General features: G+C 36.5%; 15 protein-coding genes and 9 pseudogenes. 4 read left to right on the top strand and 20 right to left on the bottom strand.

Annotated features, from left to right (window positions below):
* Window positions 1–470 precede the first annotated feature (470 nt).
* A complete protein-coding gene (locus tag I6L50_RS35930; protein ID WP_219304655.1) occupies window positions 471–650 on the bottom strand; it encodes an IS3 family transposase in 180 nt (59 codons plus the stop codon).
* Window positions 651–662: 12 nt separating this feature from the next.
* Window positions 663–1,337, bottom strand: a pseudogene (locus I6L50_RS33195) (IS3 family transposase); the annotation flags it as partial.
* Window positions 1,338–1,399: 62 nt separating this feature from the next.
* Between I6L50_RS33195 and I6L50_RS33190 the strand changes: the two are divergent.
* Window positions 1,400–2,188 (top strand): annotated as a pseudogene (locus I6L50_RS33190) (IS5 family transposase).
* A 6-nt stretch (window positions 2,189–2,194) separates the two neighbouring features.
* Here I6L50_RS33190 and I6L50_RS36070 read toward each other — a convergent pair.
* The 3 genes and pseudogenes from I6L50_RS36070 to I6L50_RS33175 all read right to left on the bottom strand — a co-directional run.
* Window positions 2,195–2,667, bottom strand: a pseudogene (locus I6L50_RS36070) (transposase family protein); the annotation flags it as partial.
* 83 nt (window positions 2,668–2,750) lie between these two features.
* Window positions 2,751–3,005, bottom strand: coding sequence for a YxeA family protein (locus I6L50_RS33180; RefSeq protein ID WP_219304653.1), 255 nt, complete (start codon window positions 3,003–3,005; stop codon window positions 2,751–2,753).
* 22 nt (window positions 3,006–3,027) lie between these two features.
* Entirely contained in the window at window positions 3,028–3,240 is a 213-nt protein-coding gene (locus I6L50_RS33175; RefSeq protein WP_219304652.1) for a hypothetical protein, read from the bottom strand.
* A 453-nt stretch (window positions 3,241–3,693) separates the two neighbouring features.
* Here I6L50_RS33175 and I6L50_RS33170 point away from each other — a divergent pair, with 453 nt between their 5' ends.
* The 3 genes and pseudogenes from I6L50_RS33170 to I6L50_RS33160 all read left to right on the top strand — a co-directional run bounded on the left by I6L50_RS33170 (window position 3,694) and on the right by I6L50_RS33160 (window position 7,498).
* Window positions 3,694–3,909, top strand: a complete 216-nt coding sequence (locus tag I6L50_RS33170) for a YolD-like family protein (protein WP_257475522.1) — start codon at window positions 3,694–3,696, stop codon at window positions 3,907–3,909.
* 787 nt (window positions 3,910–4,696) lie between these two features.
* Window positions 4,697–5,605 (top strand): annotated as a pseudogene (locus I6L50_RS33165) (cytosolic protein).
* A 393-nt stretch (window positions 5,606–5,998) separates the two neighbouring features.
* A complete protein-coding gene (locus I6L50_RS33160; protein WP_219304651.1) occupies window positions 5,999–7,498 on the top strand; it encodes an insecticidal delta-endotoxin Cry8Ea1 family protein in 1,500 nt (499 codons plus the stop codon).
* Between the two features lie 342 nt (window positions 7,499–7,840).
* Here I6L50_RS33160 and I6L50_RS33155 read toward each other — a convergent pair.
* The 15 genes and pseudogenes from I6L50_RS33155 to I6L50_RS33095 form a co-directional block, all read right to left on the bottom strand.
* Window positions 7,841–8,089, bottom strand: a pseudogene (locus I6L50_RS33155) (SH3 domain-containing protein); the annotation flags it as partial.
* 160 nt (window positions 8,090–8,249) lie between these two features.
* On the bottom strand, window positions 8,250–9,005 hold the full coding sequence (locus tag I6L50_RS33150) for a C1 family peptidase (RefSeq protein WP_219304649.1): 756 nt from the start codon (window positions 9,003–9,005) through the stop codon (window positions 8,250–8,252).
* 610 nt (window positions 9,006–9,615) lie between these two features.
* Window positions 9,616–9,990 carry an ArpU family phage packaging/lysis transcriptional regulator gene (locus tag I6L50_RS33145; RefSeq protein WP_219304647.1) on the bottom strand — a complete coding sequence of 125 codons (375 nt, stop codon included), beginning with the start codon at window positions 9,988–9,990 and terminating at the stop codon, window positions 9,616–9,618.
* Window positions 9,991–10,799: 809 nt separating this feature from the next.
* Window positions 10,800–11,604: pseudogene (locus tag I6L50_RS33140) on the bottom strand (phage antirepressor KilAC domain-containing protein).
* A 34-nt stretch (window positions 11,605–11,638) separates the two neighbouring features.
* Window positions 11,639–11,821 carry a hypothetical protein gene (locus I6L50_RS33135; protein ID WP_219304645.1) on the bottom strand — a complete coding sequence of 61 codons (183 nt, stop codon included), beginning with the start codon at window positions 11,819–11,821 and terminating at the stop codon, window positions 11,639–11,641.
* A gap of 214 nt (window positions 11,822–12,035) precedes the next feature.
* Window positions 12,036–12,164 carry a hypothetical protein gene (locus I6L50_RS35385; protein WP_257475521.1) on the bottom strand — a complete coding sequence of 43 codons (129 nt, stop codon included), beginning with the start codon at window positions 12,162–12,164 and terminating at the stop codon, window positions 12,036–12,038.
* A gap of 159 nt (window positions 12,165–12,323) precedes the next feature.
* Window positions 12,324–13,058: a sigma-70 family RNA polymerase sigma factor gene (locus tag I6L50_RS33130; protein ID WP_219304643.1), complete on the bottom strand. Its 735-nt coding sequence runs from the start codon at window positions 13,056–13,058 to the stop codon at window positions 12,324–12,326.
* Entirely contained in the window at window positions 13,042–13,464 is a 423-nt protein-coding gene (locus I6L50_RS33125; RefSeq protein WP_219304641.1) for a hypothetical protein, read from the bottom strand. The genes I6L50_RS33130 and I6L50_RS33125 overlap by 17 nt, the downstream gene beginning before the upstream one ends.
* 9 nt (window positions 13,465–13,473) lie before the next feature.
* Window positions 13,474–14,004 (bottom strand): antiphagocytic M protein, encoded by a 531-nt coding sequence (locus I6L50_RS33120; protein ID WP_219304708.1) that lies wholly within the window; start codon window positions 14,002–14,004, stop codon window positions 13,474–13,476.
* A gap of 182 nt (window positions 14,005–14,186) precedes the next feature.
* A complete protein-coding gene (locus I6L50_RS33115) occupies window positions 14,187–14,891 on the bottom strand; it encodes a 2-methylcitrate dehydratase (RefSeq protein ID WP_219304639.1) in 705 nt (234 codons plus the stop codon).
* Window positions 14,891–15,322, bottom strand: a pseudogene (locus I6L50_RS33110) (DUF1064 domain-containing protein). Before I6L50_RS33110 ends, I6L50_RS33115 begins: the two are co-directional and overlap by 1 nt.
* A 12-nt stretch (window positions 15,323–15,334) precedes the next feature.
* Complete coding sequence (locus tag I6L50_RS33105; protein ID WP_219304637.1) at window positions 15,335–15,844, bottom strand: YpiB family protein; 510 nt, start codon at window positions 15,842–15,844, stop codon at window positions 15,335–15,337.
* 5 nt (window positions 15,845–15,849) lie between these two features.
* Window positions 15,850–15,951 (bottom strand): annotated as a pseudogene (locus tag I6L50_RS35380) (ATP-binding protein); the annotation flags it as partial.
* A gap of 100 nt (window positions 15,952–16,051) precedes the next feature.
* Window positions 16,052–16,786, bottom strand: a pseudogene (locus I6L50_RS33100) (Tn3 family transposase); the annotation flags it as partial.
* A gap of 49 nt (window positions 16,787–16,835) precedes the next feature.
* The gene (locus I6L50_RS33095) at window positions 16,836–20,849 is read right to left on the bottom strand and encodes a Pls/PosA family non-ribosomal peptide synthetase (RefSeq protein ID WP_219304636.1); all 4,014 of its coding nucleotides are present in this window, start codon (window positions 20,847–20,849) and stop codon (window positions 16,836–16,838) included.
* Between the last annotated feature and the right edge of the window lie 261 nt (window positions 20,850–21,110).

Here is a 21,110-nt window from a genome sequence, read left to right as displayed (position 1 = left end):
TACCTACCCTAGTCTCACATGAAAATTCTCATCACATCATCTATATGCTATAAATATAATCACATCTGACTAATAGCATATCTATTTAAATACATTTATCCCATCTCGATCCCCCCTTTTCATAGAGTAGAAAACTCCCGTTCAATAAAAACGACAAAAAATTCAGATGATTATCAGCCAAGTTATTTTTTGAATAAATGATTTTCACCTAAAACATTTCGTAATAAAGATTCCCCTGTAAAAAAGCATTCCAAATTCTTTTCTTCATATTTTCAATAAATTAGCACACAAAACATTAGAACAAATATGTAAGACTAGAATCTAATTCAATAATAAAATACATGCGCATATGATATGTTTCAATTTTAAAATTAGTCAAATCCTTTATTTTTCTGAAGTAATTTACTTTTTCCTTCAAATGAAAAACATGCAGTGACCCCTGTCAAGTAGACAGTATTAAAAAAGCGCAACTAAGCAACCTGAGTTCTATATTTATATGGACTCAGGTTATTTAATTTCTTTTGAAATCTTTGATGATTATAAAAGTGCATATATTTACGCACGGCAAGTTTGACCTCATCCGCTTTATGGAAGGAGTGTAAATGAAAACACTCCGCCTTAAAGTGAAGTGAACCCCGAAAACGGGACACCTATCAAAACACCTAAACCATCTGTTCCCTAAATTCTTTAGGGGATAGGTGGTTTAATTTTTCTTGAATTCGCACACAATTGTAGTAATGAATGTATTCTAGCACAATCTTTCGCACAGTTGTGTTGGATACTTTTGTTATCTTTTGTGAGTAGAAAGCTTCACTTTTTAAATGACCAAAGAAGCTTTCCATGACGGCATTATCATGGTAATTTTCTCTCCGGGACATGCTGATGATAATGCCGTTTTCTTTGGCACATGCTTGAAATTCCTTCGCTGTATAAATACTCCCTTGATCTGAGTGAAGGATCACATCTTTTATTTTTCTTCCTCGCATTGCTTGTTTTAATGTCTTCATCGCTAATGTTAGTGTTTGTGACTCACTGATGATATAACTAATAATTTCACGATTAAAGGCATCCATAATCGTCGATAAATACAAGGTACGCTCTCCAAATAATAAGTAAGTCACATCTGTGAACCCCTTTTCATTTGGGGCTGATACTTCAAATTGACGTTCCAATCGATGAGGGGCCACGACTGTTTCAGCACCATTGATATATTTCTTTTTCTTACGACGCACTTTTGAGAGTATATGATATAGTTTCATAATCCGTAATACTTTTTTATGATTGACACATAGCCCCATTTTTCGAAGAATGACGGTCACTCTTCGATATTCATGCCGCATTATGCCTAAGAACCTGTTTAGAATCTATGGTATAATCTGTGCAAAAAAGGATATTTTCTATGATACATAATTATACAAGTAACGTTTCACGTGAACAGTTTGAACTTATTCGAGAAGATTTGGAAAACGCAAGAAAAGGACGCGTCCACGCACAGTTGATTTGTACGAGGTATTCTGCGGTGTGCTATACGTGCTTACCACAGGATGCCAATGGCGTAACTTACCAAGTGACTTTCCAAACTGGCAAACAGTCTATTTCTACTATCAGATTTGGCGGAAAGTAGACGAGAAGGGCATAGGCCTTCTCGAAAAAGTGCATAAAAAAATTGGTTGAAACCTATCGTGAGCAAGATGGACGTAAGAATCAGGCAAGTTTCTGCATCGTAGATGCACAAAGCGTGAAAAACACATGGATAGCTGGTGAAAAAGGCTATGATGCTGGAAAGAAAGTGTCAGGAATCAAACGTCATATCGCTGTAGATACGAACGGTCTTATTCATGCGATTGAAATAACAACTGCGAATATAACTGATCGAGAAGGTGCGATCCAAATGTGTGAAAGGCATAAGAAAACACTGGGAAAAGTAACAAATATACTTTGTGATGGCGGATATACGGGGCCATCCTTTGCACAATCCATCAAAGAAACGATTGATTGTTCGGTTGAAATCATCAAACGATCTGAACTTCACAAGTTTGTCGTGTTACCCAAACGCTGGATTGTGGAACGAACTTTTGCTTGGTTGGAAAATTACCGCAGACTGTGGAAGAACTGTGAACGAACACTTGAAAATAGCAGACAGAGTCGCTTATTGGCAGGTGTAGCAATTTTATTAAAAAGATTTTAAACAGGTTCTAAGGCAGATTTTCTTTACTTTCTCTTCTATCTCGTCTTTAGGGCGTTCGGCTATCTGTAACCAACGATAAAATGAGGAACGTGGTAACTCTAATACTTTACACAGTTCTTGTACGGTTACTTTTGTTTTTAATTCATTCCATAGGGTAATAACGGTATGTGGTTTCAGCTCCTTTCGATTTCCAGATACTTTCCCCATACAAGTAATTTTGTTTTTAAATGTTTATTTTCTAATCGTAGCTGTTCCAATTCACTTAGCTCTTTTGACCCTTTTCCATAAGAATATTGTTTTCCTACAGGTTGTTGAAAACGATATGTTTGAGCTGTACGATACCATTTCATCCATGTCTTAATTTGGGAAACATTTGTAATGCCGAGTGTTTCCATAATGGTACGATTTGAATAACCATCCTTTTTCATCTCAATCACTTTCCACTTTATTTCTTCTGGGTAATGAACTCTTGTCTTCAAACGAAAAACACCTCCATTGAATTTGCATACTTAGTATGCGAATTCAGGAGGTGTTTTTTCATGTACCACTATTCGGGTTCACTTCAAAGCTTCTTTTCGAAGTTTTTTTCTGCATCAAATTTTAATTCCTTTTCTTCTCCGTTTTCATTAAATCCTTTTAATTCATATTCGAATCTTTTAAATTTTTCTCCTCCATTACCTTCATGTATTACCTCTTTACCATTCGTATCAATTTGGACATAATATTCCTCCGTTCCTGTACGTTTAATACTGCTACAGCCTGTTAATACAATCATGAATACGACTAAAATGTTCAAAAATATAATATACTTTTTCAACTTTCTTCCTCCAATTATAATTTTATTTTAGTTCAATTACATATCGACTATCCTCTGAACTATATAAACTTGCAGTATCAATTTTCACACGACATGCACCTAATCTTCGTTTTACTTCTGATTGTAATTTTTCATTTGCTTCTTCTAAAGAACGTGCTGGAATGATTGTAGATTGTAAATCTGTTATTTTGCCACCATACATTACTGAAAATTCTATTTCATATCGATGTATCATGGTTTCTTCACTCCCTTTGTTTTCACCCTATTTATTACCTGATTTTTAGCTCTTGTAGATGTATACGTATTTGTAGTACAAGTACATACAGAATTTTTCTTAATTAGATGATTGCTATGACTGACACTATGAGTTAAAAATACTTGTAAAAAGATATCTTTTGTTTCCTATAACGAAAATAAATAAAGGAGACTATTACATAATCAGTAACAAATTTATGTTTGCAATTATTATTTGTTTCTTTCTTTCTTTCTTTATAATGGCGACTATTCCTGCTAAGACAAAGTTCCATACTCCATTGTTTAATAAAATATATGCATTAACTTAAAAAAAATCATTGTTCCTATCCAATCCCCAGATAAATTCATCTAAACTATCTAAGACTTTGAATAACAAACAATAGGTGGGCATAAAGAGTAAGGAAAAATACAAATCATAATTAATAGAGGCCTGATGCGATGGGCTCCGTTTTTATTAATAAAAAAACAGTTTGAAAGTTTAAATGAATTGTATGAAAAACAAAATGCGGCACCGGTACCTAGTTTAGATGAACACAAATTAGATCTTATAAATGGTATTGTATGTTGTGCAATTGCAGAAAATAAACAAGTTAATATTTCATTTCAAAAACAAAATAAAGTATATCCATTACTACGATATGATTTGTAATGAATTAAGAATTAGAAACCAACAGGATAATGTACTGTATATAAAAATTAATCATGTAACAGATATAAAATATGCATAACGCTTAAAAAATTATTGGGTGGAGGAGTTATAATGATAAGTCAAAAAAAGCTTATCTATCATTTTAGGAAGTTTTTGGGCTTTGAGTATATTGGTTTAGAGAAAAAAGGTTAGGGCTTTCCAGAACTAGAAAAAGCAATTTTCAATTATAACATGCATAAATCTGATGAGAATTTAAAATTTCAAGAATGTTAAGTACATCGTGAATTTGTGGATGGAGAGGTATTAAGAACAGTTCAAATCACATATGAAGTACCAATCATAGAAATAGAGCCCCTTTTAATTAGAACTTTATTTCTATGGTTTCATTACAAACTTTTGCAATTATATCCCGCCTAGTTTAGATAAAACAGGACACTATGACCATCTATTTTGTATAAAACTTTAATTTCTTAAAACTGTACAAAACAGCTATATTACGCAGCTTTGTGCTACATCTAATTTTATAAATGGCGACATGTTTCTGGTCATTTGTGACCAAATTCGTTACCGAAATAATTCAAAATTAAACTAATAAAAAATAAAAGAGCACAGCGTGTTAATAAGGTGTCTCACCACTTTATTAACCGTCCGCCTAATCACCTAGGCAAACACTTGCTGTAACTCTTTATGTACCTCATTTTATCGTGCATAAGGGTTCTTCCGCAACAGTTTTCTTACATTTTGTGGCATACTGTTGCTTTTTTATTTTCAGAGGAGACGAGCCCTTATGAAAAAGAAACAAACAATTACCATTCTTGCTAGTACAGAAACGTATGAAAATTTAGTATCTTTCCAAAATCTCAAAGAACTAAATGACACTGTACGCGCATATAAAGAACAATTTGCTGATCAATAAAATAAAAATCAATTGGCTGTACTCAACCATTTACACAGCCATTCTTGTAAATACTTTGGCATTTTTTTAAAATCAAAAAAGAAGATTGCTGGAGCACTTCTTCTTAGTCGTAGAACAGTTATTCGTGCATGCTTACACTTAGAGTCTCTAGGGATTATCAGACAACTAGAAATGAAACGTAAGAGTGACATGAGACAAACGAGTAATATCATTATCATTCAACCAATCATTGTAGAAAAACAACTTGTCACAGAAGACCCTACTAAAAATACTGAAATTTGTCACACCAAAAAAACAACTACAAAAACCTTAAAACAAAAGATAAAAGATATAAATAAACGTAAAGAGGAAGTTTCGCAATCTTTTCAACATGATTTAGACTTCATCGATTATCGTGTGCCACAATCTATGCGTATGGAATTACAAACTGCTTTTTCACCCAATGTGATTAATGAGTCTTTCAAAAATGCCAGAAACATTGCAAAGAAGGCTGCCAAAAAGTGTGGTTTACTAGCAGATACGGCTATCTTCCACAACCTTCTTGCGAATGCTTCTTCTGTCCTGTTCTCTAAAACGCATGCATATGAGCATAGTGGAAAATCGATGAAAAATCCTATTGGATACTTTACTCGAACGTTCAAAAGGATGGTCTATAACTACATTGATAGCTTTAGAGAGATACATATTATGGTACAGCGTAAAGCACATATACATACTAACAATCTGGAGATTTTTCAGCGAATGATTGACGACAAGCTCTTAAATATATACTCATATTAAAAAACGATATTTATCACATCTTTCAATACCACAACGAATTTATTACTTTAGCAAACGAACAATTTATCAAATTAATTACTTGAATAAATGATATCGTACAATTAGAAATAACAGGAACATCACTATATGGAATGATAAACAAAAATTATATGGCTGCACTTATGTTTATAGGCTCACGCATATCCAACCATTTCATTTTTTCACTTCCTGCGTTCCTTTTTTCTAGACGATAATTGAAAGGAGTGTGCATAGTAAATATCCTTTTAGCATATCCATGATTTGATTTTTAGTAACTTGAAAGAAACCTAATTAATTTTTCTAAAATGTCACTTAAAGAACTAGCCAATTTATCGTAATTATCAAACCATTATTTATATTTTAGGAGGTTTTACCATGAAGCACAAAGATCGAAAACATGCAAAACGCAAATACAAACAAGCGCTTCTTGCAACAGTCGCAACAATGACGTTAGGAGTAAGTACATTAGGAAGTACTGCTTCTGCATTTGCTGAAGAAAAAGACACGAATGCCACTCAACAACAAAATACTGTTCAGCCAAAAAGTGCTGGTACTTATTATGAAGATGAAAAGAAAGAACTGAATCCGTTAGCACAATTTGATACATGGACACAAGATCTTGGAAAAACAACAGGTGCAGCAAATTATAAGACCACACTTGGTATGGCAGAAAAACTATTACCAACAGTTTATAAAGATTTAAATTCCGGAAATTTCAATAATACACTTAGAAGTGTGACAATGCTCAGTACAGCATTAATTCCATATGGAGGAGCATTCATTTCTCCAATCATTGGTTTACTATGGTCAGAAAATACGGTAGATAAGACGAAACAAATGATGGATTCGATTAATGCTTTGATGGATGGAGCAATTAAGGACTATGATCTTACAACACTAAAACAAGATGCATTAACACTGCAGAAAGAGCTCAAAACATTTCAAGATTCAGTAAATGGTACAATATCTCCATCTGGGACTTACTATGATAGTATACAAAATGGCAACGTTACTCAGGCAAAGATAATTAACTCTCTTTTCAACAGGCTTATAGATCAAAGTCAAAAACCGGGCCATGAATTAGCGGAGCTGCCTTTATTCGTCAATATCGCAACGGCTCAACTAGCATTCTTCCGATATATGGAAAAAAATGCAGTTCAGCATGATAGAATCAAGATGGATTCTGAAAACTTTAACAACTATTTTGCAAATCATCTGCAAAATGATCAAACAACCTACCTAACTACTAAGCAACTTGGAGAAAAATATGTTAAATATGTAAACGACACTTATAATAAAACCGCAATAGATTTCCATAAGAAAACGGGTGGCACATTGAAAGCTAATGCCGATATCAATTATTACAAAGGGCTTATAGCTCTTAAAAACCTAACAGCGGGCAATCAGGCATTCTTGCTCACGGCACTGGGAAAAGTACCAACAGATTCAAATCCTCCGACGCCAAGTGTGGATGGGTACTATCTCGATAATAATATGAGAGTTGCAAATGGAGAAACATACTACATTAGCCCTTACGACGGCTTTAAAAACTGGAGCGGCGCAGAATTTAAAAACGGCGAAAAAGTGACTGGATGGATGCAAATACGCGGCAAAGACTTCTATTACTTTAGCCCTGCTGACGGCACTACAAACGGTGATGGAACAACATTTAAAAAAGGTGAAATGATGACTGGATGGGTGCAAGTACATGAGAGTCATGATGCTTGGTTCTATTTTGATAACAAAGAAGGCAATAAAAACTTCAAGGGATTCACTGGTCGTATGCTCCATAATGAGAAAGCAACAGTTAAAAATAAAGAAGGTAAATTCATAGAGCATTACTTCAATGAGAATGGTACATGGGGAGATAATTGATTATCCTCTATAAATTACAGATGCAGAATACCTTTTAATTTCAGATTTTTCTCCAATTAACAAACTAAGTGAAATAGAAATCTCCCAACCTGAGATTTCTATTTTTTTAAATTCGAAACAAATTTACATGCTTACTTCCATATAATAAATCAACAAATTCAATTTATATAACCATTCTATATAAAGCGAACTTTCTTCGTTTAGAGAGACTCGCTTTTTTCTTTATCCCCCTACGTCTCGCTATTATTCGAGAATTGGATAGTTTTGGAACGAATCATTTCCTCGCCAAGATTCGTTAGATTTCCCACCCCTTCGCTAGCATACCTGTTACACAGTATATAACTACCCATCAAACCTCACATACTCCCCAGAAACCCATTGATCTCCACCAACGTTGTACCAACCATTTTGAATCCCCCAAGATTGATATCGTTCGCCTCGGTATACCTTTTTCACAATCTCATAATTCGTTCCTGGTCCCCTGCGAACGCGTAATACATCCGCTGTTATTGTGACGACACCTACACCATTGTTAGACGATTGTGTGGATGGAGCTGCATTCCCACCACCGCTATATGCGTTTTGCACCCTTCCTCTTTTCTACATGTGCATAGAAAAGAGCACCTTAAATAGATGCTCTCAAAGTAATACTACGTTCATCTAAATTGTATTTGGCTTGTCCCACAACATACGTTTGGAACGCCGTGTTGGATTTACCCCTGCAAACATGCCGACTTGTATTATTTGTATATCATTGCCCTACCCACATATCTGTCACAAAATCTGGGATAAAAAATCCTTCTGGCATATATCCATAGCCTTGGTCTCCCCAATTCTCCCCCCAGGAATTACGTATAATAATATAATTTTCACCTTCTATTTGCGCATAACCTACTGCTAAAACAGCATGTCCACCTAATTGATTTTCCTGTGTTGGATCCGGTATAGGGACAATTCCTGTTTCGGCAACAGTTTCCGATGCAAAACTATCGTATACCATAAATCCAACAACTACTGGCAAACCTTCAGCTAATGCTGATTTTAATGTCAGTAAATCATTTACTCGTGAATACCCATTAATCAATCTAAATGCAGCAGCATCTGTAATTTGTCTAGGAGTCGGCATATCTCTAAAATTTTCAATAACATACGGATATTCAACTTCCGGACAAGTACCTATCTGTTGCAACACCTTCATACCATCTCGAATATAAGCTCCACTATCTTCATCTACTGTTCCTTCCATATAACGCTCTTCCCAATATAAAAATAATCTACTTAAACGGACTAAAGGATTTCCCTGTTGTAATAATTTATATTCCGCCAAACCACTTACTATTGCGTTTGCCGTACAACTCCCTAGGTGCCCCTGATCCACTACTGGTGATAGCCCTGCTCGTAAATCCACACTTACTGGAAGATCCCCGGGATTTTTATAGTGGGTAGAAAAATAATGCACATCTCGTAAATCGCGATGCTCTTTTTTTAAAGGATACTTTCTTTTCATACATGTTCGCTCCCTTGCAATATATTTATCAAACATGAGTTTTTTCATCGAATCTCTGATTTGTATTCTTTAATGCCAAACCTCATCATCAAAGAGCGTCCCTCTTTATATATAATAAAATCATTTTTCGAATGCCCTTGATACAATAAAGAAGATTCCCAAACATAACTCACATTCCAAATATATGATTATCCTAATCAAAAGGTGACATAGTAAAAGCACCCGTTTCCGCGAGTGCTCTCGAGAAAGGTTTTATGTTACGAGCATGAAATAAGGCATTGGAGCTTATTTCATGCCCTATTGTATGTTTTTTCCCTGCTATCGTTACTCAAATTACGGTATTTAAAAGATAAACAAATCCATTTAGTTTAGAATATAAACGTGATTTGCCCTTTTCGTCCTGTCGCGGGTTCCTACCGCCCATGCCCGTTCTTCGGTAACGTTTTGATAATGGGGCCCACTCACATCACTCATATGATGGTGGATACGATATCCCCACAGTCCACTGTCTTCCAAACAGTAGCTGTAAGAATATCGTACCTCCGATTCCAACTAAAAAAGGTACCCGATTTAGTGCCCCAAACAGTAACCCAAAAGTTCCATTCTTTTCTTATATCATCTCTAATGCCGTCGCAAAGTTAAGAATACCTGATTTTCGTTTCCGGTAAAACTTACCGCGCTTCATCCCTAGTACCGTATAAATGTAATCATCGTTTAACTCTGTCGCACTCATATATTTCATTTCGAGTATTCGTTGTTCCTCCTGATCTAGCGCATGTTCAAACGCTCGTTGTAATTGTCTATACTTCAGTTCATGCATATCCATCTTTCGCAACTCCGGAAATAGGATATCCACTCCCAATTCCCTCCGTTCTCGCTGATTCTGAAAGCGCACGCGTAACACCTTATACTTCTTCAATTCTTCTATCACAAAAGGACGTACTTCTTTCTCATCTACACAGGTAAAAAAAGATAATTGATTCATGCGTTACCCTCCTGCATAAAATTTCGAATTATATCCATAATACAGATAAGCCCTTATAGGGCAGTTCCCTTCTAAATCATGACTAAAATTCTCCCAATTTAGTCAAAACATAAAAAACAGTTGGCTTAGCTAGCTGTTTTTTATTTTCGTTATCACCATTCCACAACGCATTCATATACTATAGATGTCGTTACCTCTTCTGAGGTGATGCTCATTCACTTTATTTCCTGAAATCCCTTCATGGTGTCCACCACTACCACTCCGTAAAAGGACACAGTTCGAAAGTGTCTTTTTACATCTTTTTATTACAAACCCTTACCGTATATAATATTCTTCCTTTTCAAATCATTACTTGTTTATGATACACATAACAATAATTGCAGGGATTCAAAAACGGGCACTCTGGCACAAGTGCTCGTTTTATTTTTTTGCGTATAAAATGAAGAAGTTGATTCATACTATACGTACGCCATCCAAGGGAGTTTTTCTTCACTATTACAAGTATGAGAAAGTATGAGAAAATTTCCCCATAAAACAGCTAAGTAAAATTAGCTGTTTTTATTTTGCATACATTTGCGTTAATACGTTATACTACATATACATTATTATTTCTTTTCTTGTTAGCTTGTCAGCTACCTTAGGAACTCTTACAAAAGAGTTCCTCTTTTTTATTTAAATTCCTACTTCTAATTTAAGCATCCTATTCTACTTTTCAACACGTTATTACTCACCCGATACCTATGGCATTCTAAAAAAAATCAAACGCAAATTCACCCTATTTTATGAAGCCATTTTTTCTAACTCCAGCTTTAAACCGCTTCCCTATCCATTTCCGGGATAATCCCTCGTTTCGTTAACATATCATGGATAAATAATCTGCCTTTTTGCGTCCAACGTGTATTCATCTTTACGGATTTACTACCATCTGAATGTGTCACATCAATTGTTTGCGATTTCGTATACCCTTTATTTTGATGTTTGGCATATAGCAGCCATTGGTTGTTTACTTTATACTGTATTTTTTCATCCTTTAAGATTTTATTTAATCGAACTGCAGATAACCCATAATCGGCTGCAATTTGTGATACTGTTACCGTATCTTTTGACTGAAGAATTTGATCGAGGTATGTAATCTTAGATGCATGCTCTGCAACTTGTTGTGTCAACATAAGATCCTTTTGTTCTGCCACTTGCCTTGCCTGTTGCTCGTGTTTGAGTTGTGACGCGAGACCAATGAGCAAATCCGGGTCTTGTAGTAATGCGTTAATCGTATGCGGTGTCATGTATGCCCCATGTTTTCGAATACTTGGGAGCACTTCTTCAAATACCCATTTTTCAAATTGTTCCGCTTGTGGGAGTTTGGATTTAGCGATTAGACGATATAAGTTGGGTTCATTTATAAATTTCTTTTCAACCGTTTGATTTTTCTCTGGAATAACCACCGAAACGAAACGTTACCCCGTCCTTTTTACAATGATCTCTTACCGCTTTTGTGGGATTCGTATCTCCTAATACCTTCGCAACATCTGTCGCTGGAAAGTACTCTTTTCCATCCTTGATAAGAATCTCTAAATTGCCGAACATGTTATGTGCGAATGTTTGCATTTTGGTCATTTTTCATTTCCCATTTTCTACAAAAGTGACGTTATTATTTGTTGTTTTTGTATTCCTTGTGTATATCAGCTAACGCATGAAATGTATTATTTTGAATGAGCCTTGAAATATCAAACGCTTCATGCGGTGTTAAACCTTCCTCCTCAACTGATCTTGCTAAACCTGTAATAATTAACTGTTGTCCAAAACTATCTTGATTAAATTCAACTTCCCCCACGTTTCATCCTCATTTCTCTACAAAGTGAAATTTTTATTAAAAACTTTCCCAACACCACCATATAGAACAAAGACTCCATTTTTGGTAATATACAGGTAGTATCCATATACTTAGCTTCCTTAAAAGGGCCCATCCCCAGTGGGTCCTTTTAAATTTCCATGCTAAAATAGCTTTTGGGTTAAAATTTATTAGTGTACCGCCAAATTTCATCTATCTATTCATTTTGTATATCCAATCTTTGTTTGTAACAATCTAAACGTTCCTCTAGCTGTTTTACATCCATCTTTATACAAACAATTTGGCCAAGCAAAATAAAGATGGCTATCCATAAAAATGTCTCCATTACATCTACCTCACTTCTGTCGAAATACCTATTTTTTCCGCATTATCCCGAGACGTGCATATACTGCTGTATACGATATGCGATAGCATTTACCTGGCCCTATTATAGGGCTTTTTCACGTTAAAATAGCCATCATTTTTATACCTGCATTTGTATAATTCATTTCCCTAATCCTTGCTCTTTCCCAAACTCAGTGGCTCTTTTCTGAATTCGTTTTAATATTGGACTTACTTGCACCTGACATCTCCCTACTCTATTCCCAATTTCTTGCTGCGTTTTATGTTTCGAATGCAGATCCCACACGATCAATTCTGGCTGCTGCAGTGTTTGGTAAAATGATTGAAGCACCATGTGATTCTCGACTTGCTCTGTCTCTTCAATTACTTGTGTATCTTCCAGCATGTCTTCCAACAGAATTTCTTCATTACCACCACTCGCCGATGTATACATTACATCTTGCAGAGACTTTGTATTGGGTTGATATCGTAATGCCTCTTTCACTTCTGGAAGAGCCACATCCAGTTGTTTACAAATCGTCTCTCCATCTTCCTCCATCAATCCTTGCCTCATCATTTTCCCTCTTAGTACATACAAGTCTCTTGGCACCTTTATCTTGTGACTATTCATAATAAACTTTCCAACTTCTCCATGAATTTTTGGTATCGCGTACGTAGAGAGCTGATAACCGAGCTCATGATTAAAATCCCTTCTCGCTTTTATGAGACCAATCATCCCGTACTGCACTAAATCCTCCATCTCCAAACCTGTATTCGCTTTAACTATTTCTAACATGCCCTTATATCTCTTCCAGATAAAGTGATGTACCAAATCTTCATACTTACTCATAAACTCCTCATCTGGCATCGCTCTCACATCTTCAATCGCTTTCATCATGCCTCTTCCCCTTTTTCCGTTTCGTTGGCCTCTTAGACACCTTATTCGGTCCGTCACATGACCCTTGCTTTCTCCATCTATTTTTCACTTTCTCAACGTAGGACGGACTTCGCTCAAACATGATACTCATTTCTTTATCTGGAATCCCCTGGTCATTGAGTTCTCTCACACGTGCTGGCGTCAATCCATCCGGAATATTTCCTGGTCTCCCTCCGCGACTTCTCAGCTCTGTATCAAAATATCTACCCAACTGGCGTAATGTTTGACCAGTCGGGCAATTTGCGCAAATGTTGATACTAAAGCTCGCATCATCTGAGCGGTTATAATAACACCGTCTACATTTCTGTTCGATAATATCTCCAATTTGATAGGTGAGTCGGATGCGTTCTTCTTTAGTAAGTTTCATGTGAAACACCTACAATACTGCTTTTAATGCGATTCCTAGTGCTTGTGCCTTTGCTTGTAATTCCAAGCGATGTTTCCGTTCCCTTTCTGCTGTTTCTTCTGCCGCACTGATTCTGATTTGTACTTTACGTAATTCAGCTTCCAGTTCCCATTTCTTTTCGCTCAACTGGTTGCGTTCATTAAGTAAAGTTGTATATTCTTCCTCACGATTTTGAAATTGTTCTTTTAACTTTTCAAGTTCCGCTTTTAATTCCGTTTGACCCGTTCCATTATCTCTCTCTTCAGAATGTTCATTTTTCTCCCTAATAACTTTTGCACCCTCGACTAATGGTTTTATACCCTTTTTCGTTCCCGACCTCTTAGCGCGATTCCTAATGCCCTCTTTTTTCTCTCGTCGTTTTGCGACGTTGTGATACAGTGTACTTTCACTCACACCAAGACGGGCTGCAATTTTCGCCCAAGATAACTTCTGTTCCTGTAATTTCTCAGCCTTCTCACATAATACATCCCAATTTCTTTCTTCAGCCATCTGCTCTGCCATCGTTTCATTTCTCCCTTCCAGTAAGCTGTCGCCTAATTGTTTGATTCGCTTCCCAATCCTACAGTTATCCGCACACCAGGAAGTCTTACGATTTCCTGACTTCCTGTATGCTGGCACTTTTTTCACAACCCGCGCAGTTCTCATCTTGTAGATCTAATATTTGAATCCGGATGGATTTCTTATCAAGCTTCATCGAAAGGCTTGTCCTCATCCGCTATTTCGAACTCTTCCGAGACTTGATTCTCAGTTTCCTGTTTCCCTTCTTGTTGCACTTCAAGGGCTTCCTCCGGTTTCTCTTCCCCCTTTGTCTCCTCTGTTGGTTCTGGCTGCTGTTCTTTCCACTCATGCCACTTTATCGCTAATGGCGCTACACGCTTACGGTATTCATCGATTACCTCGATAATTTGTCCTGAGGACATGCTCAGTTCATTTGCCAATTTCAAGTACGATTCACCCTCTAGGCGACGTTTCACAATATCCGGAAGTTTATTCGGCATGCCCTCGAAGTTTGGTGCTAAACCGCTAATGATAAAAGCATCGATAATCTCACGGTCCGCTTGTTCTTTCTCTTCACGAGTCTGAATCTTTTCTTCTGGCATATCTAAATCCGCTTCTATTTGCTCGAATGTTGATTTTACCTCTTGTACCATTCCTTTTTCATCGACTTCGTACTGCGTAACTAGTTCATTTGTTTTCGCATTAATCGTGACATTAAAATTGACTTGCATGGACTCTAGTGAAACAAACACTTTGGCATCAATCATTTCAGACAGAGAATCCAATTTCCCTTGCAATGAGGAATCTGTTACTTCTAACACAATCTCTTTCTTCCCATCAGGTTTTAAGTTCACTTTCTTTAACACTGGTTTACATTCGATATATGCCATTATGATCCGCTCCCTTTATTCTGTTTTTTCGCTTTCTTCTCCACTCGTTGTAACTTGTTGTACTCATCTAACGTGATAAAACCACCGTATTTCTTCACATGCTTCAGCAAAATGAGCTGTAAGTGTGGATATTTATACTCGAACAACTTTCGTTTCACGTTGAACGTTTCCGTAACCATGCCTTTTATGTCTATGACTTCTACCTCACCATTTGGCAAGTACACTAAGAAGTCCGCTATTTATGTAATCGCTTTAAAGCTCTTGTTATGTTTCTTGAATGCGGGTTGTAAATTAAATACGGGCTGCCGTTCAAATCCTTGTATTTTGCCTCTTGCACTGCGGATTTTTAAGCCTTCGTAACAATTTGCTTCGGCCTGTGAATCGAATACGTAGCCATCGAGGTTCACTTTTTTGTTGTTGTATTTACTCAATTTCATTCACCCTTATTTCATAACCAGCTTTTTAAATAGTGCTTCATCCTTCGTGTCGAGTGCATAATCGATGAGTTGGCGCTTGCCGAAATTCTCCATGTATGTAATAGCTTCCTCTACGCTCACATACTCTTCATCAGGTAAATCCGTTTCTAGTGAAGGCTCATCATCTTCCAATACCGCCATGTATAAAGCATGACTGTATTTGCCTTTAAAATTTATTTGAATGTGTATCTTGCTTTCTGTGTCCTGGGCACTAAAATAATGAAACGCTACACCCGAATCATTGGTTTTCCCTGTTGGTCCAAAAAATGTAAAGCCACTTCTCACGGAACATGTTGCCGACATTTCTATGCCATATGAATATTTTTTCGCATTTTCTACAAAACGAATTCTCTCTTGAAACTTCTCATGTTGCCCCAACCTGTAAAGCAATCGAAATGCGCTATGCTCTTGAGGTTCTAATTGATTCCATACCCAGTCAATAAACGCCAATTTCTTCTCAACCGACACGTTACTCATATCAATTACTCCTTCTCACGATAATCTTCACCTTCTACAGCGACCATATAATCTTTACTCATACCCTTTAACCGACTATTTGCTGCGAAGCCTACCTTTTCACCTAACGGGGGTCACACGACCGAAAAAAGAAAATTGTACGTTAAGGAATATTTTTACATATTATTAAGAAATAAAAACACAGAGAAAATTATTTTCCCTGTGTTTTTATTTCTGTTTTATTCTATTTTTCCGTAGTGGCCGTAAGTTTTCAAAATTCAATTCTTGATTTAAATTCCAAATATAATCTCCTGTAAGTGCGATATGTTCCCAGCCTAATGGAGAGATGTGCTGAATATATTCCTCTGGAATATGAATACCATTATTCCGTAACGTTTCAATTGCACGAGAGATATAGATAGAATTCCAAGTTACAATCGCAGAAATAATGAGTTGAAGTCCACTTGCACGATGCAATTGATCTTCATAGGATCGGTCACGAATTTCTCCTAATGGATTAAAAAATACAGCTCTAGCCAAAGAATTTTTACTTTCACCTTTATTTAATTCAACCTGAACTTTTCTTCTATGTTCAGGATCTTGTATCCACTTTAACATATATAAACTTCTTTCTATTCGGCCGATTTCACGAAGTGCGATAGATAAACTATTCTGTCTATGGTAAGATGATAATTTTTTTAAAATCAGGGAAGCTGTAACTGTTCCTTGTCGTACAGAGCTAACTAAACGTAATATTTCATCCCAATTTTCACGTATTTTCTTTACCTGAATTGTTCCGCCAACCATGAAGTTAATATGGTCATATATTGTTGGAACAGATAATGTATATATTTTATGATGATCAATCGTTTTAATTCGTGGTGAAAAGCGAAACCCTAACATATGGCACATTCCAAATATATGATCAACAAAACCCTCGGCATCTGTATAATGTTCTTCAATCTAAAGACAATGATTTTAGGCCAAGTGCTTAGAAAATAAACCGATATTATCAACCCTCGATAGTTTTCCGCTCCGTAGCATGCCGATATTGAGCAGGGGTTCCTTCCCATTGTGTACTAGCAGGAAATGTTTCTCCTTTCATCATAAGGGAAAGATTTCCGAGCGATGCCCCCTGTTGCATAATCGTATCATACAAAACAACAGAACCGTTACCAATAGAACAATTATCACCAATAACAAGATTCGACATTTTCATAACACGATCTTCAAATAAATGCGTCTGCAGTGTGCTGTTTAAGTTAATGGCTACTTGGTTTCCGACTTGAACTAAATCAAACTCTGAAATGTGTGTGGAATCCAAAAAGACTCTCTTTCCCATTTTCGTGCCAAACCAGCCAAGAATATAGGGAGCAAACGGTGTACCCAAAAACAGATTTAACAAATAAGGAACAGTCACATTTTCGTATAAAGCTGTAACTAATTCACTCCTCCATACAAATGTACTCCATAGTGGCTTCGCAGTCTGCTCATAACGGCCAATGAGCAGTTTTTTTATAAGAGCGACTACTCCTGTCGCTAACAAACCGGATAGTACAACAAAAAATGGAAATAGAGCAATTATCCCACCAACGGAGAGATAGCGAGTTTCCTCCCGAAGTGTAAACAATAAAAAGCTGCTAATCCATATAGCAAAAGAACCTGGAAGCGTAATACGGAAAAATTCAATCATCAGGCGCTTTATATAAAGGCTCCTCGTGGGATGATATGTTTCTTCCTCCGAGAAGGTCGTATTGATGTCTCGTTTTGGTAAAAATATAGATGGAGAACCTAACCATGATGTGTCATTAGAAGGTTCTTTTTCTTCAGGAGGAATGGACATAACGCCAATTAAACAACTATTTCCAATAGTTTTTCCTCCTTCAATATGAGCGCTATTCCCAATGAACGTTCGACTTCCAATTCTTGTTTTAGCAATATAAATTTGATTATGAAATACTTTGGGCGTGCCGATAGAAACGGAATCAGCAATAAAACTCTCTTCACCTGCAATAAGTAAATCCGGAGCAATATTTGTAACGGTAGAAACTTCAACCATTTTTCCGATTTTCGCACCGAGCATACGTAGAAATGGTGCTGCGTAAAGCGTCGCATAGAGTGAGTTATTAAATAATAAACTCATCGTAAGTAGCTTGTCTACAAACCATTTTCGTATATAAAATCCACTATACAAGGAATATTGTCCTTCCTTTATATTGCCGAGTATAATTCGTTTTAGTAATGCAATTTCAATGCATAATGTAAGAACACAAATGAACGAAAATACGGGTGCTAAAAGTAATTCCCAAGCCCCCATATTTGAAAATAAACCTTGCATTAGCAAAAGAGCTGGTAAAAAACTCATACTTGGAATGAGCATTAGCATAATTAGCCCAATCACATAGAGTACTCCTAATCCGAAACAATAAACCTTGTTATAGTTTGTAGAAGAAATTAACATTGTTTCTACATGTTCGTCTTTTATATTTGTTAATCGTGCCGGAGATCCAATCCATCGCTCATTTTGTGGTATAAGTACATTAGAGGGAAGCATAGACTGTTCCCCTAATTGTGAATGGTCTTTCATGATTGTATGGGGGGAAATAACCGTATTTGATCCAATATAACAGTTCCTTCCCACTGAAATCTTACCAATTTTCAGTGTAGTTCCTTCAACTGTATAGCCAAGAAACTGTGCATCTACTCCAATACTACTGTTGTTTCCAATTTCAATTAAATCAAACGTATACATGTGTTGTGTGCCAATATAACAATCCGTTCCGATTTTAGCCCCCATCAGGCGATAATACCATTTTAAAAACGGAGTGCCTGTTAAGAAGCGGATAGGTGCGAGTCCCTGAATACGTCGAACAAGCCACCACCGAAAATAATAACTTCCCCAAAGTGGATACTCGCCTTCTTTAAAGCGTCCGATTAGAAGCCACTTGGCCGCAATTGAAATAATAATCATAGACGGACAATAGATAGCAAACATGGAGATTACAGCAAGGAAAATTTGTTCATCTCTCCATGAGCTATTGGCTAAATGTAAGTACACAAGTACAAATGGTAAAGAGGCAAGCAAAGTAAGAACATATATACTTACGCCTTGCATAAATCCATTTCTTTTATATACACCGTCTGAAACGGGACCTATGCCTTTACTAACAGAGTGTTTTGTTTCACTTTTGTATTGTGATTGTATAAAATGAGACAGTTGTTCAATTGTTGGATGTGCATATATATCTGAAACAGCCATCCCTGTCATCATACTATGTTCCCGAAGCTTTGACACAACAAGTGCAGCAAATAGGGAATGTCCCCCTAAATCATTGAAGAAATGATCTGTAATAGAAATCGTAGTTTGCTGAAAAATTCCTTGCCATACTCTTGCAATCACTTCTTCTGTTTTGTTACGAGGGGCTATATGCTCTTTATGAAGTCTTTGCTGTTCTGTCGGCGCGGGTAAACTCTTACGATCAATTTTTCCGCTTACGAGAGTTGGAAGCTCATCAAGCACTTCGATACATGAAGGTACCATGTATGCAGGAAGACGTTCTTTTAAACGATTGTGTACAATTGACCTATCTATACTTTTTCCTTCCTCCAACAACAGATAGGCAACTAATACTTGCAGTCCGGGTACTTGTTCGTAAACATTTACAATAGCATTGCGTATATCAGGAATATTCATAATAACAGTTTCAATTTCGCTAAGTTCAACTCGATATCCACGAATTTTGACCTGACTGTCAATTCTCCCTAAAAACTCAATATCTCCTTGCTCGTTAAAACGAACTAAATCTCCTGTCCGATATAAACGGGGAGAATCAAAAGCTGTTTCACAAAAAGGATTATCAACAAATTTTTCTTTTGTTAAATCTTCTCTATTGTTATAGCCACGTGCTAATCCGGCCCCTCCAATATATAATTCTCCAGATTCTCCAACTGAAACCGGATTCATCTGTTCGTCTAAAATATACACAGTATAATTAGGAAGAGGCTTACCGATTGTTACTGATTTACCAGGATCACATTCTGTGTAAGTAGCAATTACTGTTGCCTCCGTCGGACCGTACGTATTCATCATACGTCGACCTGGACGACACCAATACTTTACAATATGACTTGGACAATCTTCTCCCCCCACAATTAACAAACGAAGTGTTGGAATATCCTCTTTCCACACTGCAAGTAACGTTGGTACACAAGACAAAACGGTCACACCAAGCTTCGTCAACATCTTTGGCAAATCCATTCCGCTTTGCTGTAGTTTACGTGTTCCAACTATAAGTGCTGCACCATTTGAAAACGCCATCCAAATCTCCTCCACAGAAGCATCAAATGCAATTGTAAATCCTTGATATACTCGATCCGATGGTAAAACGTTATAAACCGTTTGTGAAGCCCTGACAACATGAGTTGCAGTATGATGCTCAATTAACACACCTTTTGGGCGTCCTGTTGTACCTGATGTATAAATGATGTAGGATAAGTCATTATATTGTACTTGTGTTTCCTCTTTATCTAAGCGCCCTGTACTTTCATTTGCAATCAAAACAGATTCTTGATCCAATAATACAACTAGACATGCTAGATGGTACTGAGTAGTAATTGATTCGGTCATAATAACTGCGGTAATATCACAGTCTTGTAGAATATATTGTACCCTGTCTTCTGGATAACTCGGATCTAGTGGTACGTATGCGGCCCCCGCTTTCATAATGCCTAACATTGAAATATAAGATTCTATAGAAGGCTCTAGGAGAATTGCTACACGGCTACCGCAGCCAATTCCTTTGTACCGTAAATATCTCGCTAACTGGTTTGCCTGAACTTCTAGTTCTCCATATGTCACAGTTCTATCATCATAAATAATAGCAGATCTGGCTTCATAACGATCCACCGTTTCTTCAAATACTTGATGTAAACACTCTTCTCTAAGAAGTTTCGATTTTCGTTGACCATAATTCCATTCTGAAGGCGGTAAGAATGTACCTCTAGGTTTTTCAAGTATAGGCCTCATACGATTCATTCCTTTCCAAAATATAAGACTATAGGAACAGTGCCTGTATCAATTGAGGTGCTAATATTATTACGTATTGAGATAATAGGATGGTAGTCACTTTAATAATCTAATGATTACTAATTTTCAGTATAATTATGATGTATGTTTTCTTTATGAACTTGTGGTGAATTTTAATAAAAATTCTATTTTTTCAAACAAAATAACACCTGTTTATTTTTCGTATAATTGTTTTAAGAGGTCTTTAATCTCTGCTAATTC

Source organism: Bacillus sp. FDAARGOS_1420, assembly GCF_019344915.1.
In the GTDB taxonomy this organism is placed as follows: domain Bacteria; phylum Bacillota; class Bacilli; order Bacillales; family Bacillaceae_G; genus Bacillus_A; species Bacillus_A mycoides.
This window is presented reverse-complemented; position numbering and strand designations above follow the sequence as displayed.